General features: G+C 37.7%; 16 protein-coding genes. 10 read left to right on the top strand and 6 right to left on the bottom strand.

What is annotated here, in order from left to right:
- Nucleotides 1-2,332, bottom strand: a 2,332-nt coding sequence (locus tag C0430_RS04930) for a reprolysin-like metallopeptidase (RefSeq protein ID WP_290866086.1), incomplete at its 3' end; no start/stop codon positions are given.
- Nucleotides 2,333-2,939: 607 nt separating this feature from the next.
- Here C0430_RS04930 and C0430_RS04925 point away from each other — a divergent pair.
- Nucleotides 2,940-3,446 (top strand): hypothetical protein, encoded by a 507-nt coding sequence (locus C0430_RS04925; protein WP_290866084.1) that lies wholly within the window; start codon nt 2,940-2,942, stop codon nt 3,444-3,446.
- A gap of 72 nt (nt 3,447-3,518) precedes the next feature.
- Here C0430_RS04925 and C0430_RS04920 read toward each other — a convergent pair whose 3' ends face one another.
- Nucleotides 3,519-4,475, bottom strand: a complete 957-nt coding sequence (locus C0430_RS04920; protein WP_290866082.1) for a TerC family protein — start codon at nt 4,473-4,475, stop codon at nt 3,519-3,521.
- A 297-nt stretch (nt 4,476-4,772) separates the two neighbouring features.
- Here C0430_RS04920 and C0430_RS04915 point away from each other — a divergent pair, with 297 nt between their 5' ends.
- Nucleotides 4,773-6,962 carry a glutamine synthetase III gene (locus tag C0430_RS04915; protein WP_290866080.1) on the top strand — a complete coding sequence of 730 codons (2,190 nt, stop codon included), beginning with the start codon at nt 4,773-4,775 and terminating at the stop codon, nt 6,960-6,962.
- 72 nt (nt 6,963-7,034) lie between these two features.
- On the opposite strand, the gene C0430_RS04910 is transcribed toward C0430_RS04915, so the two are convergent.
- On the bottom strand, nt 7,035-7,307 hold the full coding sequence (locus C0430_RS04910) for a DUF4242 domain-containing protein (protein WP_290866078.1): 273 nt from the start codon (nt 7,305-7,307) through the stop codon (nt 7,035-7,037).
- A 270-nt stretch (nt 7,308-7,577) separates the two neighbouring features.
- Between C0430_RS04910 and C0430_RS04905 the strand changes: the two genes are divergently transcribed.
- From C0430_RS04905 to C0430_RS04895, 3 genes are all read left to right on the top strand, one after another.
- Nucleotides 7,578-8,756 (top strand): AIR synthase related protein, encoded by a 1,179-nt coding sequence (locus C0430_RS04905; protein WP_290866088.1) that lies wholly within the window; start codon nt 7,578-7,580, stop codon nt 8,754-8,756.
- A 124-nt stretch (nt 8,757-8,880) separates the two neighbouring features.
- Entirely contained in the window at nt 8,881-9,237 is a 357-nt protein-coding gene (locus C0430_RS04900) for a hypothetical protein (protein ID WP_290866076.1), read from the top strand.
- Nucleotides 9,238-9,320: 83 nt separating this feature from the next.
- Nucleotides 9,321-9,668 carry a DUF1508 domain-containing protein gene (locus C0430_RS04895; protein WP_290866074.1) on the top strand — a complete coding sequence of 116 codons (348 nt, stop codon included), beginning with the start codon at nt 9,321-9,323 and terminating at the stop codon, nt 9,666-9,668.
- A gap of 99 nt (nt 9,669-9,767) precedes the next feature.
- Here the strand turns inward: C0430_RS04895 and C0430_RS04890 are convergent, their stop codons facing one another.
- Together C0430_RS04890 and C0430_RS04885 are read right to left on the bottom strand one after the other, a co-directional pair.
- Nucleotides 9,768-10,811 (bottom strand): RluA family pseudouridine synthase, encoded by a 1,044-nt coding sequence (locus C0430_RS04890; protein ID WP_290866072.1) that lies wholly within the window; start codon nt 10,809-10,811, stop codon nt 9,768-9,770.
- Nucleotides 10,801-11,415: a PASTA domain-containing protein gene (locus C0430_RS04885; protein ID WP_290866070.1), complete on the bottom strand. Its 615-nt coding sequence runs from the start codon at nt 11,413-11,415 to the stop codon at nt 10,801-10,803. The genes C0430_RS04890 and C0430_RS04885 overlap by 11 nt, the downstream gene beginning before the upstream one ends.
- Nucleotides 11,416-11,534: 119 nt before the next feature.
- On the opposite strand from C0430_RS04885, the gene C0430_RS04880 reads away from it, so the two are divergent.
- The 5 genes from C0430_RS04880 (at nt 11,535) to C0430_RS04860 (ending at nt 14,813) form a co-directional block, all read left to right on the top strand.
- The gene (locus tag C0430_RS04880; protein WP_290866068.1) at nt 11,535-12,506 is read left to right on the top strand and encodes a D-alanine--D-alanine ligase; all 972 of its coding nucleotides are present in this window, start codon (nt 11,535-11,537) and stop codon (nt 12,504-12,506) included.
- A gap of 138 nt (nt 12,507-12,644) precedes the next feature.
- Entirely contained in the window at nt 12,645-13,088 is a 444-nt protein-coding gene (locus tag C0430_RS04875; RefSeq protein ID WP_290866066.1) for a DUF4844 domain-containing protein, read from the top strand.
- Between the two features lie 60 nt (nt 13,089-13,148).
- Nucleotides 13,149-13,721, top strand: a complete 573-nt coding sequence (locus C0430_RS04870; protein WP_290866064.1) for a TMEM175 family protein — start codon at nt 13,149-13,151, stop codon at nt 13,719-13,721.
- A 7-nt stretch (nt 13,722-13,728) separates the two neighbouring features.
- Nucleotides 13,729-14,184, top strand: coding sequence for a pantetheine-phosphate adenylyltransferase (gene coaD, locus C0430_RS04865; protein WP_290866062.1), 456 nt, complete (start codon nt 13,729-13,731; stop codon nt 14,182-14,184).
- 62 nt (nt 14,185-14,246) lie between these two features.
- Complete coding sequence (locus tag C0430_RS04860; protein ID WP_290866060.1) at nt 14,247-14,813, top strand: alkylphosphonate utilization protein; 567 nt, start codon at nt 14,247-14,249, stop codon at nt 14,811-14,813.
- A 103-nt stretch (nt 14,814-14,916) separates the two neighbouring features.
- Here C0430_RS04860 and C0430_RS04855 read toward each other — a convergent pair.
- A partial coding sequence (locus C0430_RS04855; RefSeq protein WP_290866058.1) for a DEAD/DEAH box helicase occupies nt 14,917-16,251 on the bottom strand: 1,335 nt, incomplete at its 5' end.

The raw sequence follows: 16,251 nt of genomic DNA, 5'->3' as shown, positions 1-16,251 counted from the left end.
CCGATGTCCAAGATAAGTTAGTGCTTGAAATAGTTGTGTTTGAAGCGGATAGCGTTGAAGCTATTGGCGCTGTAGTATCTGATGCAGCAAGCGTAGTTATATTCATCGTGTTGCTTTTGGCAGACAAATTTCCTGCAGCATCTTTAGCCACTACATAAAAGCTGTAAGCCGTTGCACTCGATAAACCTGATGTGGTCAACGAAGTAGCGGTAGTAGTTGTTTTCAATATTCCATTTTGGTACACGTTGTAGCCCGTAACTCCTACATTGTCAGTAGCCGATGTCCAAGACAAATTAGTATTGGAAGAGGTTGTTCCTGAAGTAGAAAGAGTTGGAGTTGTTGGGATTATGGAATCCGTGGCAACAAGACCTGTAATGGTAAAGTTCAGGTTGTTTACATCAAAGAAAATTTGATTGGTTCCCTTAACCATAATTCTGTTCGTAGTTCCTGTTTTATTTGGAATTACAACATTGGCAGAGCCATTATTTGGCGTTCCAGAGAGCAAGCTGATTGGAAAAGTTTTTCCTCCATCTGTAGACAATAAAATGTCCACAGTAGCGCAGTTCACTCCATTGGCGTTAGTCCCGGCTACTGTCCAGTTGATGGTTTGAGTTGTTCCAGCAGCATAGGAAATAGCGCTGTTTTGGGAATCAACGGTAAATGGCCCGGAGTTGCCATCCACGGTTATGGCCATGTCGTCAGTATTATTGGCTGAACCACCCGCTCTATTGTCACGAACGGTTAATCTGAAGTTCAAAATTCTGGCAACGTTGGGTAATACTTCAACAGGGATTTCCGTGCCTGATGTCGTCACTGAGCCTGTCAATACAGTTGTCATGTTTGGAAAATATCTGACAGGAGAAGTGCTGGGGGAATAAGACCTAAAAAGAGGTCCAGCGGTCGCTAAAGCACTTGGTACAGTAGTGGTGGCATTTCCTAGATCCATTTCTTCCCAAGTATAAGTCAGCAAATCATCTGTATTGTAATCTACAGCAGATCCAGTCAACATAAAAGGGGTTCCTTTTGGAATTGTGTAATCCAATCCTGCATTGACAACAGGAGTTGCATTACCTGTGGCAACAAGAGTGGCACAGGTTTTACTTTTAACATTGTCCGTAACTTGTTGGATGCTAATAGCGTGAAAATAGGCGTCACTAAAATTTTGAACATCTTTGGAAGTTGAGCCAGCATAACTCATGATGGTAGAGCCGCTTCCAGGTTCCATTTGTGCTCCTGATGCACTTTCGGTAACATATGAATAGGTATGATTAGCACCTAATTGGTGTCCTATTTCGTGGGCTACAAAGTCTATGTCAAAAGTATCTCCGCTAAAATTTTTTGGGGAGGCACAGGTGTAACCGGCTCCTTTATTGAAATCGCTGCAAATACAACCGATGCAACCTGCATCACCGCTATTGACATTCAATGAATTAGCCCCGAATAAATGTCCGATATCATAGTTGGCCAAGCCTATTACGGTGTTTAGATTTGATTTAACTTCAGTTCTCCAATTGGATTTACTGGCAGAATCTGAATAAGGATCGGTTAAAGGGTCCGTATAGATTACAGCATCATTATTAGCGACAAGTATGAGTCGTACACCAAAGTCTTTTTCGAAAACTCCGTTGATTCTGGTAATAGTGTTGTTTATGCCGGCCAAAGCCAAAGCTTTAGTTCCTCCAAATAAGGCAGCATATTCTGCCGTACAAGATATAGCCAGTCGGAATGTTCTTAACTTGGCGTCATCTGCGCCTCTGGCAAGTGTGCTGTTTTTCTTTGTTTTATGGATGTTGTTAACCGCAATGTCGATAACACTGCATTCAAATTTGTCCAAGGATTCTTCTTTGTCCGATTTTTTATAAATGGTATACGTGTTCAAATCAGAAGTTACGGGTTCGATGAACACAGCCGATTGATCTGGATACAACGTCATTGATTTGAAACCCAACGGGGAGCTGCTCAAATAAGCCCTGGCGCCCGGATTATCAATGCCAATGGCTACATAAGATTTAATTTCGGGATACTTTTCAGCCAATTCAGGTGTCATTACGGAGTTTTCGTAAACCCTGAAATTCTCCAAGTGTCCATTGCTGTCAGGGATAGAAATTACAGTGTTTGAAATGATATTGGAAGCATTCCTTTTTGGAGAGGAGGCTAACTTGATTTTTAAGGAGTTTAAATCTAAATCAAGCAAATGTTTTAATGGTAGATTGGTCTTGTTTATGCTTTTAGAATTACTGCTTTTGGAGGATGATTTCCAGAAAGAATTTACATTTTGAGAAGATGAAACAGTACAGATTACCAATAGGGCAGCTGTTATTATTTTTTTCATAAGTATTTAAAAGTCAAGTGATTAATTTTTTGTCAAATTTATGAAGTCGTTTTTGTTTTATCGATAAAATACATAAAAAAATCGATGAAATACACAAAAAAGATATAATTATTCCGAAAAGATGTACAGAATCTATGTCCTAAAATAGCTTTTTGGTTGTTTTGACGAATTGAAATTTTGATTGTAAGTAACAGATAATATGGGTTTTATCTTGTTTTTTTATTTTTATTTTTTTGGTAAACCAGAAAAATTTAGAAGGCGGATTCGATTTGGTCACTTGATTTTTGCCAAAAGGCAAATTATAAAAGATTTCTTTAAAGTATTTTAAGTTGATTTGTCGTCCATTCAATATTTCCAAGTGTAATTTATCAACTTTGGGAGTCTTTCATTTTCGAAATTGATTCTTTCGAGTTTTTTTATTAAAAATAAAATGTTTTTTCGTAAACCAGTTTTAGGGCTTTCAGCCCAGCATTATCAAGTATAATTCAAGTTTGTTTTTCTAGGTTGTACGTCTTATTCAATTTATTTTTCTATAAATTTACCAAAAAATATTATTTTGGTTTGGTTTTTGGAACAGAGCATAATGAACCATAAAAAACAATAAATTATGAAAAAAATAATTACACTTTTGGCCGTAGTAGGAATGTTTAGTGTGCAAAGTTGTACCACTACAACAGATACAAATTATGTGGATAATGATACAATAGCAGAAGTTTTTGAACTTAAAAACATCAATTTTGCTTACAATGCAACTGATGGTTATACCATTTATCAAAAGTTTACACCCAATATTTATGCATCGGATGTAGTTTTAATTTATAGATTGTCGGGAACTATTGATTCCAATACTCCAGTTTGGCAACTTATCCCTAGAACACTCTTTTTAAATCAAGGAGAACTTGATTACGACTTTGATTTTAGCAAAGAAGATTTTACCATTTATGCTGGCGGCAATTATGATTTGTCATTGACACCACAGTATTTAAACAACCAAACTTTTAGAATAGTGATTGTTCCTGGAAGTTTTTCCGCTTCGTTTGATACCAGTAATTATGCAGCGGTCATTTCCGCTTTAAACATAAACGAAAGTCAAATCCAGAAGATTAATTTCTAAAAAAAGAAGAAGTTTATTCATAAAAAAAGGAAATCGCTAGATTTCCTTTTTTTATGAATAAAAGTTACAGCGTTAATTCTCCACTGAAACTTCGTCTTTGCTCATTTTTAAAGACACCAGAATGCCAACCAAAAGCGAAACGGCAATGAAAGTCAATGATACCCATTCCGGTAATTTGATGTAATCATGCAGGAGCATTTTAAGACCGACAAAAGTTAAAATAGCGATAAGGCTGTATTCTAGATGGGCAAATCTGTTTAGCATGTGGGCTAAAAAGAAATACATGGAACGCAATCCCAAAATGGCAAAAATATTGGAACTGAAAACTAAAAATGGATCGCTCGTTATGGCCAAAATTGCAGGAACACTGTCAATGGCAAATACGACATCCATTACTTCGATGACCACTAATGCAACAAATAGTGGGGTTGCAGCTGTTATATGTCTTTTTTTGACAAAGAAATGTTCTCCTTCGATGTGACTTGTAACAGGGATTATTTTTCGTAATGATTTATAAACAAAAGATTTTCTAGGTTCGAATTTGTCGTCGTCTCCGGTAAACAACATTTTTAAAGCGGTAAAAATCAAGAAAAGTCCAAAAATATAAGTCGTCCAGCTAAATTTATTGATGAGCAGAACGCCGAAATAAATCATTAAACCCCTAAAGACTATAGCGCCCAAAATTCCCCAAAACAAAACACGATGTTGGTATTTTTGCGGAATTCTAAAGGAAGAAAAAATGATGGCGATGACAAATATGTTATCGACGCTGAGCGATAATTCTATCAAATAACCGGTAATGAATTTTATAGATGCATCAACGGGTTTCAATGCATCTGGATTTGCAATGTAATTATTGCCATACAGCCAATAAATAACTCCTGAAAACAGAAAAGATATTGTTACAAATATGCCAGTCCATTTTCCTGCTTCTTTAGAACTAATAATGTGTGGCGTTTTATTGAAAACACCCAAATCGAGAGCAAGAAAAATCAATATTGCCACTAAAAATGATATCCAGACAATCATAAATCGTATTGTTTAAAGAGATGCAAATATAGTTTTTGATGTTATAATTCTTAGGTTTTTTTTAATAAAGTTATCCAATCTCCTTGATTTTCAATTTAATTATTTTCTTAAAATATCAGTTTAAAAAAAAAACGATAAAAAATTACTATGTTATTAATATTTCAAAGTGAATATTGACAATTTCATAATTTTGCATACTTTACCCGTAAATTTAATGGGTAATTTATAGTGAAACAATAAATTAATTTATCTTTGCATCAAAAATAGCAGGGGTTTAATTTAAAAAAATAAATTTTTATGTCAACATTACGTTTTCAAGCTTTGAGAGAAGCATCGACTAGAAAGCCAGTTAAATTTGAAGAATCAGATAGAAAATCAACGATTTTTGGCTCAAATGTGTTTAATGAAAAAGCAATGAAGCAATATTTGACTTCAGACGCTTTTAAAGGAGTGCAAGGTGCTGTTCAGCATGGAACTAAAATAGACAGAAAATTAGCCGATTATATTGCAATGGGGATGAAAGAGTGGGCTTTGTCCAAAGGTGTAACCCATTATACACACTGGTTTCAACCATTGACAGGAACAACTGCCGAGAAACATGATGCTTTCTTCGAAACGTCATATGACGGTAGCGATCCAGTAGAAAAATTTGGTGGAGCACAATTGGTTCAACAAGAGCCAGATGCTTCCAGTTTTCCTAATGGAGGAATTAGAAATACATTTGAAGCTAGAGGGTATACCGCTTGGGATCCAACATCTCCAGCATTTATATACGGAACCACATTGTGTATTCCAACCGTTTTTATTTCGTACACAGGAGAAGCATTGGACAATAAAATTCCTTTGTTAAGAGCTTTGTCCGTAATGGATGATGCCGCTACCGAAGTTTGCAAATACTTTGACAAAAATGTTAAAAAAGTAACGGCCACTTTAGGATGGGAACAAGAATACTTTTTGATAGACAGATCGTTGGCTAATTCTCGTCCTGACCTTGTCATGACAGGAAGAACTTTATTAGGACACACTTCTGCAAAAGGACAACAATTAGACGACCATTATTTTGGTTCAATTCCAACTCGTGCTTTAACTTACATGAGAGATTTAGAGCAAGAATGCATGTTGTTGGGAATACCGGTAAAAACACGCCACAACGAAGTAGCACCAAACCAATTTGAGTTGGCTCCTATTTTCGAAGAAACAAACTTGGCAGTAGATCACAACTGTTTGTTGATGGATGTAATGGAAAAAGTGGCTGAACGTCACGACCTTAAAGTATTGTTCCATGAAAAACCTTTCAAAGGCGTAAATGGTTCTGGAAAGCACAACAACTGGTCATTAGCCACAGATACTGGGGTTAACTTGTTGAGTCCAAGTAAAACGCCAATGAGCAATTTACAATTTTTGACTTTCTTCATCAATACCATCAAAGCGGTTAACGATAATGAATCTTTATTGAGAGCTTCCATTGCAACTGCAAGTAATGACCATAGACTTGGAGCCAACGAAGCGCCACCAGCCATTATTTCCGTATTTATTGGGGAACAATTGACCAAAGTTTTGGCAGAATTAGAAGGTGTTCCAGCTGGAAAATTATCTCCTGAAGAAAAAACAGATTTAAAATTAAACGTAGTTGGTAAAATTCCAGACGTACTTTTAGACAACACTGACAGAAACAGAACTTCTCCATTTGCTTTTACAGGAAATAAATTTGAGTTCAGAGCCGTAGGATCATCTGCAAACTGTTCCAATGCAATGACTACTTTGAATGCCATTGTTGCAAAACAATTAAGAAATTTCAAAATTGAAGTGGATGCCTTGATCGAAACCAAAGACATGAAGAAAGACGATGCCATCTTCAATGTATTGAGAGAGTATATCAAACAATCCAAAAAAATCCTTTTCGAAGGAGACGGTTATAGCGAAGCATGGGAAATCGAGGCAGCAAAAAGAGGTTTGAGTAACTTCAAAACTACTCCTGAAGCTTTAAAAGCAAGAGCATCTAAACAAGCTTTGGATTTGTTTTCTGAATTGGGAATCATGAACCACATTGAAGTGGAAGCACGTTACGAAATTGAATTGGAAGAGTATACCAAGAAAATCCAAATCGAAGGTAGAGTTCTAGGTGATATTTCAAAAAATCACGTAATTCCTACTGCCATTCGTTACCAAAATACCTTGATTGAAAACGTAAAAGGATTGAAAGATATTTTTGGAGACGATTTCAAAACGCTGGCCAATGAGCAAATTAATCTTATCAAAGAAATCTCCGGTCATATCGAAGGAATCAATTCTAAAGTGTATCAAATGACTGACGCAAGAAAGAAAGCCAATGTATTGACTGATGCGCAAGAAATGGCTGAAGCTTATTGCAATAAAGTAAAACCATTTTTCGAAGAAATCAGAAATCACTGTGATAAATTAGAGTTATTGGTAGATAATGAGTACTGGACTTTGACCAAATACAGAGAATTACTGCTAACAAAATAAAAAAAATAAGCTACTATTCATTAAAAATGCCTGTCCAGTTTTGGATAGGCTTTTTTTTATGGTCTGACCAAATCATTCAGCGGTTACAGGGTCAATGATTGTGGAAATTTGGTTAATTGAATTGGCCGGAAAGCCACCTTGTTTAGCATGTTCGCGAATCATGTCTTCATTTGGTGCATTGTAAATGCAATAGATTTTGTCATTTGTCACATAGCTGTGAACCCACTGGATTTCAGAACCCATTTTGTTTAATACTCCACAAGAAGTTTGTGAAATGGCTTTCAATTGTTCCGGACTAAGTTTTCCTGCGTCTGGAATCTCTCTTTCAATTACGTACTTAGGCATCTTTTATGGTTTTTATTTTCCTACTCCTGTGGCTTTTCGGTTGTGCCCCGTTTTTTAAAGTGGTGGCTGGTTTCCACTATCATAATGACTAAAGATTATTGGGTATTTCGGATTATTGTAATCGTCTTTATTTCAGATGGATACATCAAATATAATAAAATAATTTTTCCCTTTGGGGATTCAACATAAAATTCCTGAAACCCATGCAAAACCCAATAGGTGGAACCCAAAAAAATATTTATATTTGCCGCACAACCACACAACAATAAAATGAGTCCAGATTCCAGCAAACGTTACGCACAAAGAGGCGTTTCAGCATCTAAAGAAGATGTGCACAACGCCATAAAAAATATTGACAAAGGATTATTTCCTCAAGCATTTTGCAAAATTGTCCCTGATTATTTGACCAATGATGCAGATTATTGCCTCATCATGCATGCCGATGGCGCAGGAACCAAATCGTCTTTGGCGTATATGTATTGGAAAGAAACTGGTGATATTTCCGTTTGGAAAGGCATTGCACAAGATGCCTTGATCATGAATATCGATGATTTGTTGTGTGTGGGTGCCACCGACAATATTTTGCTTTCATCCACCATTGGAAGAAACAAAAACCTGATTCCTGCCGAAGTCATTTCAGCCATCATCAACGGAACCGAAGAGTTAATCAAAGAATTGGATTCTTTCGGAGTGACGATACATTCAACAGGTGGAGAAACCGCTGATGTGGGCGATATCGTTCGCACCATCATCGTAGATTCAACGGTTACCGCTCGAATGAAACGTTCCAAAGTGATTGATAATGCCAACATCAAAGCTGGCGACGTAATCGTGGGATTGGAATCTTTCGGTCAGGCGACTTACGAGAAAAGCTATAATGGAGGAATGGGAAGCAACGGATTGACCTCGGCGCGTCACGATGTTTTTGGAAAATATTTGGCCACCAAATATCCAGAAAGTTACGATGCCGCCGTTCCCGAGGAATTGATTTATTCCGGTAAGGTAAAATTGACCGATGCTGTCGAAAATTCCCCAATCGATGCGGGACAATTAGTGCTTTCACCAACAAGAACTTACGCACCAATTATCAAGAAAATCTTGGATAAATATTCGTCCAATGAAATTCACGGAATGGTGCATTGCAGTGGAGGAGCGCAAACCAAGATTTTACATTTCGTGAACAATTTGCATATTATCAAAGACAATTTATTTCCGGTTCCACCTTTGTTCCAATTGATTCAAGAGCAATCCAAAACCGATTGGAAAGAAATGTACCAAGTTTTCAATTGCGGTCATCGAATGGAAATTTACGTTCCCGAAGCCGTTGCCCAAGACATTATCGCGATTTCAAAATCATTCAATGTCAACGCGCAAATCGTGGGTAGAGTAGAGGCAGCCGATACCAAAAAACTGACTATTACCAGCGAATACGGTACTTTCGAGTATTAGATTTATGGAACACAGATGAAAACGGATTTGCAAAGGCAAAGACACGGATAAAAACGGATTCTAATAAATCTATATTTTTTTTAATCTGTGAAAATCTGTGTAATCTGTGGCAAAAAAAATAATTATGTACGAACTACTTTTTTGGCAATATCAAGACGGAATCTATCTCAACCATCATTTGGTTTACGAAGCCTTGGTCGAACAACAAGAAGTCGAAGGACTCGAAATACTTCCAGTGCAAGTCATTTTGAATCGTATTAATTCCGTGTTTTCAACTTGGGAAAAAGTGGATGAAAACAGTTGGAAAAACACTAAAGGAAAAGGCGCTTTTCACGTTAAAACCACGCCACAAAGCATCCAAATTGATTGTTACGGCACCGAAGGAAAAACGATGAATTTGCTCGCCGACACTTTGGAAGAATTCAAATGCCCGCTTTATGACCCTCAAGTTCCAGTGCGTTACGACGAAATGAACGAGTAGATTATTTTTCACTTTCCAAAACAAAAAAAGCAGAAATCCGTATTGTCCGCAATATCCGCGTGCTATTCAATCAACAGTAAATTATGGGAACATTCGTTATCAGCAAACGATTTGATGATCGTTATAAATTTGTATTCACGTCCCGAAAAGGGAAAACTATTTTCACCAGTCCTTCCCTGGAACTCAAGATGGAGTGCGAAGAAAGCATAGAAGCCATAAAAACCAACATCGAAAAATACACTTACGTAAAAGCCAAGGCAGCCAACGGGAAATATTTTTTCAAGATGATGCTCGAAGAAACCGTAATTGCCACCAGCCGAAAATACACCACGCCATTATTGCTCGAAAAAGGCATCGACGAAATCATTCGCACCGCCGTAAAATCAGATGTTTTGGATTTTACCCTGAATGAGTTTGTGTTTCCGGATTAGAGATTCGAATAATGTAAATTATTTCCCCCGACGCGACATCTGAAACCAGCAATCGTTAATCAAAAATCAGGAATTGCTTTTATCATTAAATCTCAACTACTATTCTTCCTCCTCGCTAGAATGTGTTTTCGAATAGCCTCTCCATTTTTCGATGCAATCCTGGAAATCCTGAGGTAATTCCGTGTCAAAACGCATCATTTCTCCTGTTTTTGGATGCATAAAACCAAGTGTTTTGGCGTGCAAAGCTTGCCTTGGCAAAGCCTTGAAACAGTTTTCGATGAATTGTTTGTATTTGGTAAACGTGGTTCCTTTCAAAATTAAATCGCCGCCATATCGGGCATCGTTAAAAAGGGGATGACCAATGTGTTTCATGTGTACTCGAATCTGGTGTGTTCTTCCTGTTTCCAGAATGCAGGAAACCAAAGTCACGTAACCAAAACGTTCCAACACTTTATAATGTGTCACGGCAGGTTTTCCTATTTCAGGATCGGCAAAAACAGCCATTTGCATGCGGTCTTTTACGTGTCGGGCAATATTTCCTTCAATCGTTCCTTCATCGGCAATTACATTTCCCCAAACCATTGCGATGTATTCTCTTTCGGTGGTTTTGGCTTCAAATTGCTTGGCCAGATGCGTCATTGCGGCTTCCGTTTTGGCAATCACTAAAAGTCCCGAAGTGTCTTTGTCAATTCGATGCACCAATCCCGGACGTTCACTGCTGTTCATGGGCAAATTCTCGAAGTGAAAAGCCAAGGCATTCACCAAAGTTCCCGTATAATTGCCGTGACCGGGATGCACCACAAATCCTGGAGGTTTATTGACCAGCAAAAGTGCTTCGTCTTCATAAACAATGTTCAACGGAATATCTTCGGGGTCAACCCTGTTTTCAAATGGAGGATGCGACAGCATAATGCGTATCACGTCAAAAGGTTTTACCTTGTAATTGGATTTTACGGGAATATCATTCACATAAATATCGCCTGAAGTGGCCGCATTTTGTATTTTGTTGCGGGTGGCATTTGGAATCATGTTCATCAAATACTTGTCGATCCTCAAAAACTCTTGTCCTTTAGGAACGTCAAATCGATAATGTTCAAATAATTCGTCTTCTAAATCTTCCGTAGTGTCACTATTATTGTTCATTTGGTAATTCCTCTATTGTTGGCGTGGCCGTAGTGTCCACTTCTTCTACATAACTTTCCTTTCCGTCGCCCAATACCAAATCAATTTTGGAGGATTTCAAAACTCGGTCGCCTGCTTTGATGTTTCTTCCTTTGTAACGCATTTCCAGCACCATGTCTTTTCCAAGATTCGGAATATAGGTAATGGTTCCTTCTTCAAGTCCCAAAGCCTTCAATGTTGGAACAGCTTCACGATAGGTTTTTTCTATTAAATCCGGAATTCGCACAGACGAAAATCCAGACGCATTTATCTTGATGTATATTTTTCTGCCTTCTTTTACTTTGGCACCCGGCAAAGGATCTTGTTCCACCACACTGTATTTTGGATAATCGCTATTAAAGTCCACACTGTCCAAAAGCACATAATCCAAGTCTAGCTCGTCTAGTTTGTCCTCCACTTGTTCCTCGGTCAACTTGGCCAAATTGGGTACCGTTATTTCGTGACCATGGTCTGTGGTAAAAGTCAGCCAATGCATGAATAAATAGCTTAAAACGGCAAGAATGACAAGGGCAACAAATACTTGTCCAAAAAATACGCGACTGGTAAGATAATTACGTAAACTCATAAATATATTTTTATAAGTCGCAAAGATAAAGCTATTTCGTTCCAAAAAAAATTCTAATTTTGTTTAGAAAACGTTTAATCGGTCAATCGGTTAAGCGATAACCGATTTAAATGTATAAAATGAAAAACATTGCTATCATAATGGGTGGATATTCAAGCGAATATAAAATTTCCTTAATCAGCGGAAACGTTGTCCATCAATTTCTTGACAAAACAAAATATAACGGATTTAGAATTCACATATTCAAAGAAAAATGGGTCTATGTTGACGATAACCAAACTGAATTTCCCATTGACAAAAATGATTTTTCAACAACTGTAAACGGCAATAAAATTACTTTCGACTGTGTTTTCAACGCCATTCACGGCACGCCGGGCGAAGACGGCTTGATGCAGGCTTATTTCGAATTAATCGGAATGCCGCAAACTTCCTGCGATTATTACCAAGCAGGATTAACGTTCAACAAACGTGATTTATTGTCTGTCTTGAAACCTTACGGAATCAAAACCGCCACTTCTTGTTATTTGAACAAAGGCGAATACATCGACACTGAAAAAATCGTGAAAAAAGTGGGCTTGCCTTGTTTCGTGAAACCGAACAAATCGGGTTCCAGTTTTGGAATTTCCAAAGTTAAAACCGAAGCCGAACTGCCCATCGCCATTGAAGTGGCTTACCAAGAAGACAACGAAATCATCATCGAAAGTTTCTTGGATGGAACCGAAGTTTCTGTTGGTGTCATCAATTACCAAGGAAAAGTAACCGTTTTGCCCATAACCGAAATTGTTTCGGAAAATGATTTCTTCGACTATGAAGCCAAATACCAAGGAAAATCACAGGAAATCACGCCTGCCAGAATTTCCGAAGAAATGACTCGAAAAGTAAGCGAAGCAGCCAAACGAGCTTATGAAGTATTGAAAATGAAAGGTTTCTCCAGAAGCGAATTCATCTTTGTCAACGGGGAACCGCATATGCTCGAAATGAACACTATTCCAGGATTGACAACCGAAAGTTTGATTCCGCAACAAGCCAAAGCGGCCGGAATTTCATTGACAGATTTGTTTACCAATGCGATTGAATTAGCTTTGGTTTAATTCAATCTCTTTTAGTCCACAGATGACACAGATTGAACGGATTGATTTTATCTGTGTCGATTTCAAGGCATTTAATCAGACTAACTAATTCTTTCGTTAACTTTGTTAATACGCAGCAGTTACCGGCAATTTAAAATAATGAAACGAACTATCTTATTTATCCTCGCTATTTTATCATTAAATGCCTGCGGACAAAACCAAATGAAAACGCCGAATAATGCTATGGATAAATTTGAAAAATTTAAAACAAAAGAAAAATTCGTTGAAGACAATACAATCCATTATCCCGGAATAGCTGATAAAAAAATGCGGCCAATATTAAATGAAAAAATAAACAAAGTTGCCGAAGGTTTTAAAAAAATTGCTCAAGAAAAAAATCCAACCGAAAAAGAATATCAAAATGAAATCAAAATTGGATTGGAAAGTTTTACGGATATTTATTTGAATTTGGATACCGAAGACAGAGAACGTGTTTGTAGTTATTTTGAAGAGATAATGGATATTGTAGGTTTAGAAAGTTCAAATGGACAATTAAACAATTTTGTGTACGGCTTCGATCCAACTAAAATACAAAAACAATAAACCATCTGTAACATAAAATTGAATAGCATTGTTAGATTGCTACAAAACTAAAATCACTCTATGAACAAAAGCAGACTCGAAGCCTTCAGCGATGGCGTATTGGCCATTATCATCACGATAATGATATTGGAAATAAAAGCTCCGGAAGACGACAGCTTCGAATCCTTGAAACACCTGATTCCGGCTTTCCTGAGTTATGTTTTGAGCTTTGTTTACGTGGGCATTTATTGGAACAACCACCACCATATGTTGCAAGTCGTTAAAAGAGTAAACGGTTCCATTTTGTGGAGCAACCTGTTTTTGCTTTTTTGGCTGTCCTTGATTCCCTTTGCCACCAGTTGGATTGGGGAACATCATTTTTCGGCGGTTCCGATGAGTGTTTATGGTTTTGTCTTGCTGATGTGCGCCGTAGCTTATAACATACTCCAAAACAAAATCATAAAATTGGAAGGAAAAGATTCTGTTTTGCATCGTGCGGTCGAAAAGGATTTCAAGGGTAAAATATCAAATTTCTGTTATCTTTCCGCCATTCCGTTGGCTTTCGTTTCGCCCTGGATTTCCGGATTCCTTTATATTGCAATTGCCATTCTCTGGATAGTGCCAGATAGGAGAATTGAAAAACAAATTAATTAAAAACAAAATGAGAAAAGCCATTTTTCCGGGATCGTTCGACCCCATTACTTTAGGCCACGAAGACATTATCAGAAGAGGAATTACCTTGTTTGACGAGATTGTAATCGCCATTGGTGTCAATGCCGAGAAAAAATACATGTTTTCACTCGAGGAAAGAAAACGCTTCATTGAAGAAACTTTCAAAGATGAACCCAAAATTTCCGTGATTACCTACGAAGGCTTGACGATTGATTTGTGCAAAAAAATAAATGCCAATTTCATCCTCCGCGGACTGCGAAATCCAGCCGATTTCGAGTTCGAAAAAGCCATTGCGCATACCAATAGAAGGATGTCTAAAATTGAAACCGTGTTTCTGTTGACCGCTGCAAAAACATCTTTCATCAGTTCCAGTATTGTAAGAGACGTGATTCGACACAATGGCGAATATGAAGTATTGGTTCCCAATGCTGTACGCGTCAAATAATATAATTTGTAAAAAACACTATTATAACCTACTTTCGCCAAAAAAAATAACAAAACAAAAAAATGAGCATAGAAAGAGAATTAATCAAACGTAGCGGTGGAAAATGTGAACTTTCCGGCCTTACCGAAGATTTAAAAGTATATCAAATTCTTCCAACACGAAAAGGCGGAATTGACGAGAGCGTTTTAATCAATGCAACCCTCATTGACCAAATCGAGCATCCCGAAAAAATGGATGTAAATCTGTGGAGGTGCTTGAATGACAGTATGTGGAGCGAACATCTTCCGGTTCAAATTGTTTCTTGGAGAATGTTGAGCCGTTTGGGCAACCAAGAATTGTTGGAGCAAATGTATCTTGACGAGGACGATTTGGCTTGGGCGCAAGCGACTGGCGAAGGCGAAGAAGACGAAAACAAAGTGATTCACCGCGACAGTAACGGCGTGATTCTGGAAACGGGAGATTCCGTGGTTTTAATCAAAGATTTGAAAGTAAAAGGTTCGAGCATGGTGGCCAAACAAGGAACTGCTGTTCGCAACATCAGACTTGACCACGAAAACGCCGAATATATCGAAGGACGTGTTGACGGTCAAACTATCGTGATTATCACGCAATACGTGAAGAAAATTTAGTGTTCAGTATTCAGAAAAAAGAATAATCAGCTATTGTTGTAAATAAAAAAATCGTTAACACTTTTACTGTTAACGATTTTTTTTATGACATTTTCACTGAACACTAGTCCTCTTCTTTCTTGATAACCTTTCTGGCTACTTCAATCTTGAATTTCTTGCCTTTCATTTTTTCGTCTTTGATGTTGTGAAGCAAGTCTTTCACTTTGTTGAATTTCACGGCGGCGAATGAAATAAAATCCTTCACTTCGATTAACCCCAAATCCCCTTTTTCCAGTTTTCCTTTTTGGGAAAAGAAACCCATGACATCAATTTTATTTAATTTGTTTTTCTTTCCGCCACTGATGTAAATGGTTTGAAATTCAGGTGGTTTGGGCAAAGTGGTTGCGTTTTCCACCTTTAAAACTTCCATTCCATAATCGACATAATCGAGTTTTTTCTCGCTTTCGTTTACAATAAGATAAGCCGTTCCGGAAGCTTGCATACGCGCCGTTCTACCGTTTCGATGCGTGAATTCATCTTCTTTCAAAGGTAAATGATAATGGATAACGTGTTTCATTTCGGGAATATCGAGTCCACGGGCGGCCAAATCGGTAGTGATTAAATAACTCACGCTTCCGTTCCTAAACTGAATTAAAGCTCGTTCCCGCTCGTCTTGATCCATTCCTCCGTGATAATACACGGCATAAATTCCTTTTTCGTTCAAAGTATCACTGATTCTTTCGGCAGCATCTCTATGATTGCAAAAAACGATGGCCGATTGCGATTTCAACGAGCAAATCAGGTTGAACAAACTTCCCATTTTGTCTTTTTCTTTCGAAATAATCATTTTAGTGGACAAATTACTCACTTCTTCTTCATTTGGAATAAAATCCAAAATCGTAGGATTGACCACTCGGGTATATTTTGGAATTTCGATATCGGAAGTTGCCGAAACCAAGACTCTTTTGTTCAGTTTGGATAATTTTCCAATAATGAAAGACATTTGCTCGTGAAAACCTAACTGAAGGGATTTGTCAAATTCGTCCAGAATCAAGGTTTCAATTTTGTCCAAACGGAAGGTTCCTCGGTCAATATGGTCGGCAATTCGCCCCGGGGTTCCAATTAAAACGGCTGGTGGATTGCTTAGATTCTTGATTTCAGTTTCGATGGAATGTCCGCCGTAGCAAACATTTACTTTGTAATCAGTTCCCATTTTTTTCCAAACTTGTTCAATTTGAAGCCCCAATTCGCGCGAAGGAACGAGAATCAAACATTGAACGGAAAGGATTTCGGGTTTCAACATTTCGAAAATTGGCAACAAGAAAGCCAGTGTTTTTCCGGAACCTGTTGGCGAAAGCAGTAAAATATTGTTGTCGCTCAAAATGGTTTCTTGGGCAGCAACCTGCATTTCGTTCAGGTTTTCAATGCCTAAATTGAGCAGTATATTATTGGAATGGTG

It is taken from the genome of Flavobacterium sp. (genome assembly GCF_013823965.1).
Classification (GTDB): Bacteria; Bacteroidota; Bacteroidia; order Flavobacteriales; family Flavobacteriaceae; genus Flavobacterium.
Note: the sequence above shows the minus strand (reverse complement) of the source record. Positions and strands in the feature narration are given on the sequence as shown.

Bases quoted from the DNA above. Each gene is read 5' to 3' on its own strand.
- C0430_RS04920 (WP_290866082.1), bottom strand. From the start codon at position 4,475: ATGATTGTCTGGATATCATTTTTAGTGGCAATATTGATTTTTCTTGCT.
- C0430_RS04895 (WP_290866074.1), top strand. From the start codon at position 9,321: ATGGGAACATTCGTTATCAGCAAACGATTTGATGATCGTTATAAATTT.
- C0430_RS04875 (WP_290866066.1), top strand. From the start codon at position 12,645: ATGAAACGAACTATCTTATTTATCCTCGCTATTTTATCATTAAATGCC.
- C0430_RS04880 (WP_290866068.1), top strand. From the start codon at position 11,535: ATGAAAAACATTGCTATCATAATGGGTGGATATTCAAGCGAATATAAA.
- C0430_RS04890 (WP_290866072.1), bottom strand. From the start codon at position 10,811: ATGAACAATAATAGTGACACTACGGAAGATTTAGAAGACGAATTATTT.
- C0430_RS04860 (WP_290866060.1), top strand. From the start codon at position 14,247: ATGAGCATAGAAAGAGAATTAATCAAACGTAGCGGTGGAAAATGTGAA.
- C0430_RS04925 (WP_290866084.1), top strand. From the start codon at position 2,940: ATGAAAAAAATAATTACACTTTTGGCCGTAGTAGGAATGTTTAGTGTG.
- C0430_RS04915 (WP_290866080.1), top strand. From the start codon at position 4,773: ATGTCAACATTACGTTTTCAAGCTTTGAGAGAAGCATCGACTAGAAAG.
- C0430_RS04900 (WP_290866076.1), top strand. From the start codon at position 8,881: ATGTACGAACTACTTTTTTGGCAATATCAAGACGGAATCTATCTCAAC.
- C0430_RS04885 (WP_290866070.1), bottom strand. From the start codon at position 11,415: ATGAGTTTACGTAATTATCTTACCAGTCGCGTATTTTTTGGACAAGTA.
- C0430_RS04905 (WP_290866088.1), top strand. From the start codon at position 7,578: ATGAGTCCAGATTCCAGCAAACGTTACGCACAAAGAGGCGTTTCAGCA.
- C0430_RS04870 (WP_290866064.1), top strand. From the start codon at position 13,149: ATGAACAAAAGCAGACTCGAAGCCTTCAGCGATGGCGTATTGGCCATT.
- coaD (WP_290866062.1), top strand. From the start codon at position 13,729: ATGAGAAAAGCCATTTTTCCGGGATCGTTCGACCCCATTACTTTAGGC.
- C0430_RS04910 (WP_290866078.1), bottom strand. From the start codon at position 7,307: ATGCCTAAGTACGTAATTGAAAGAGAGATTCCAGACGCAGGAAAACTT.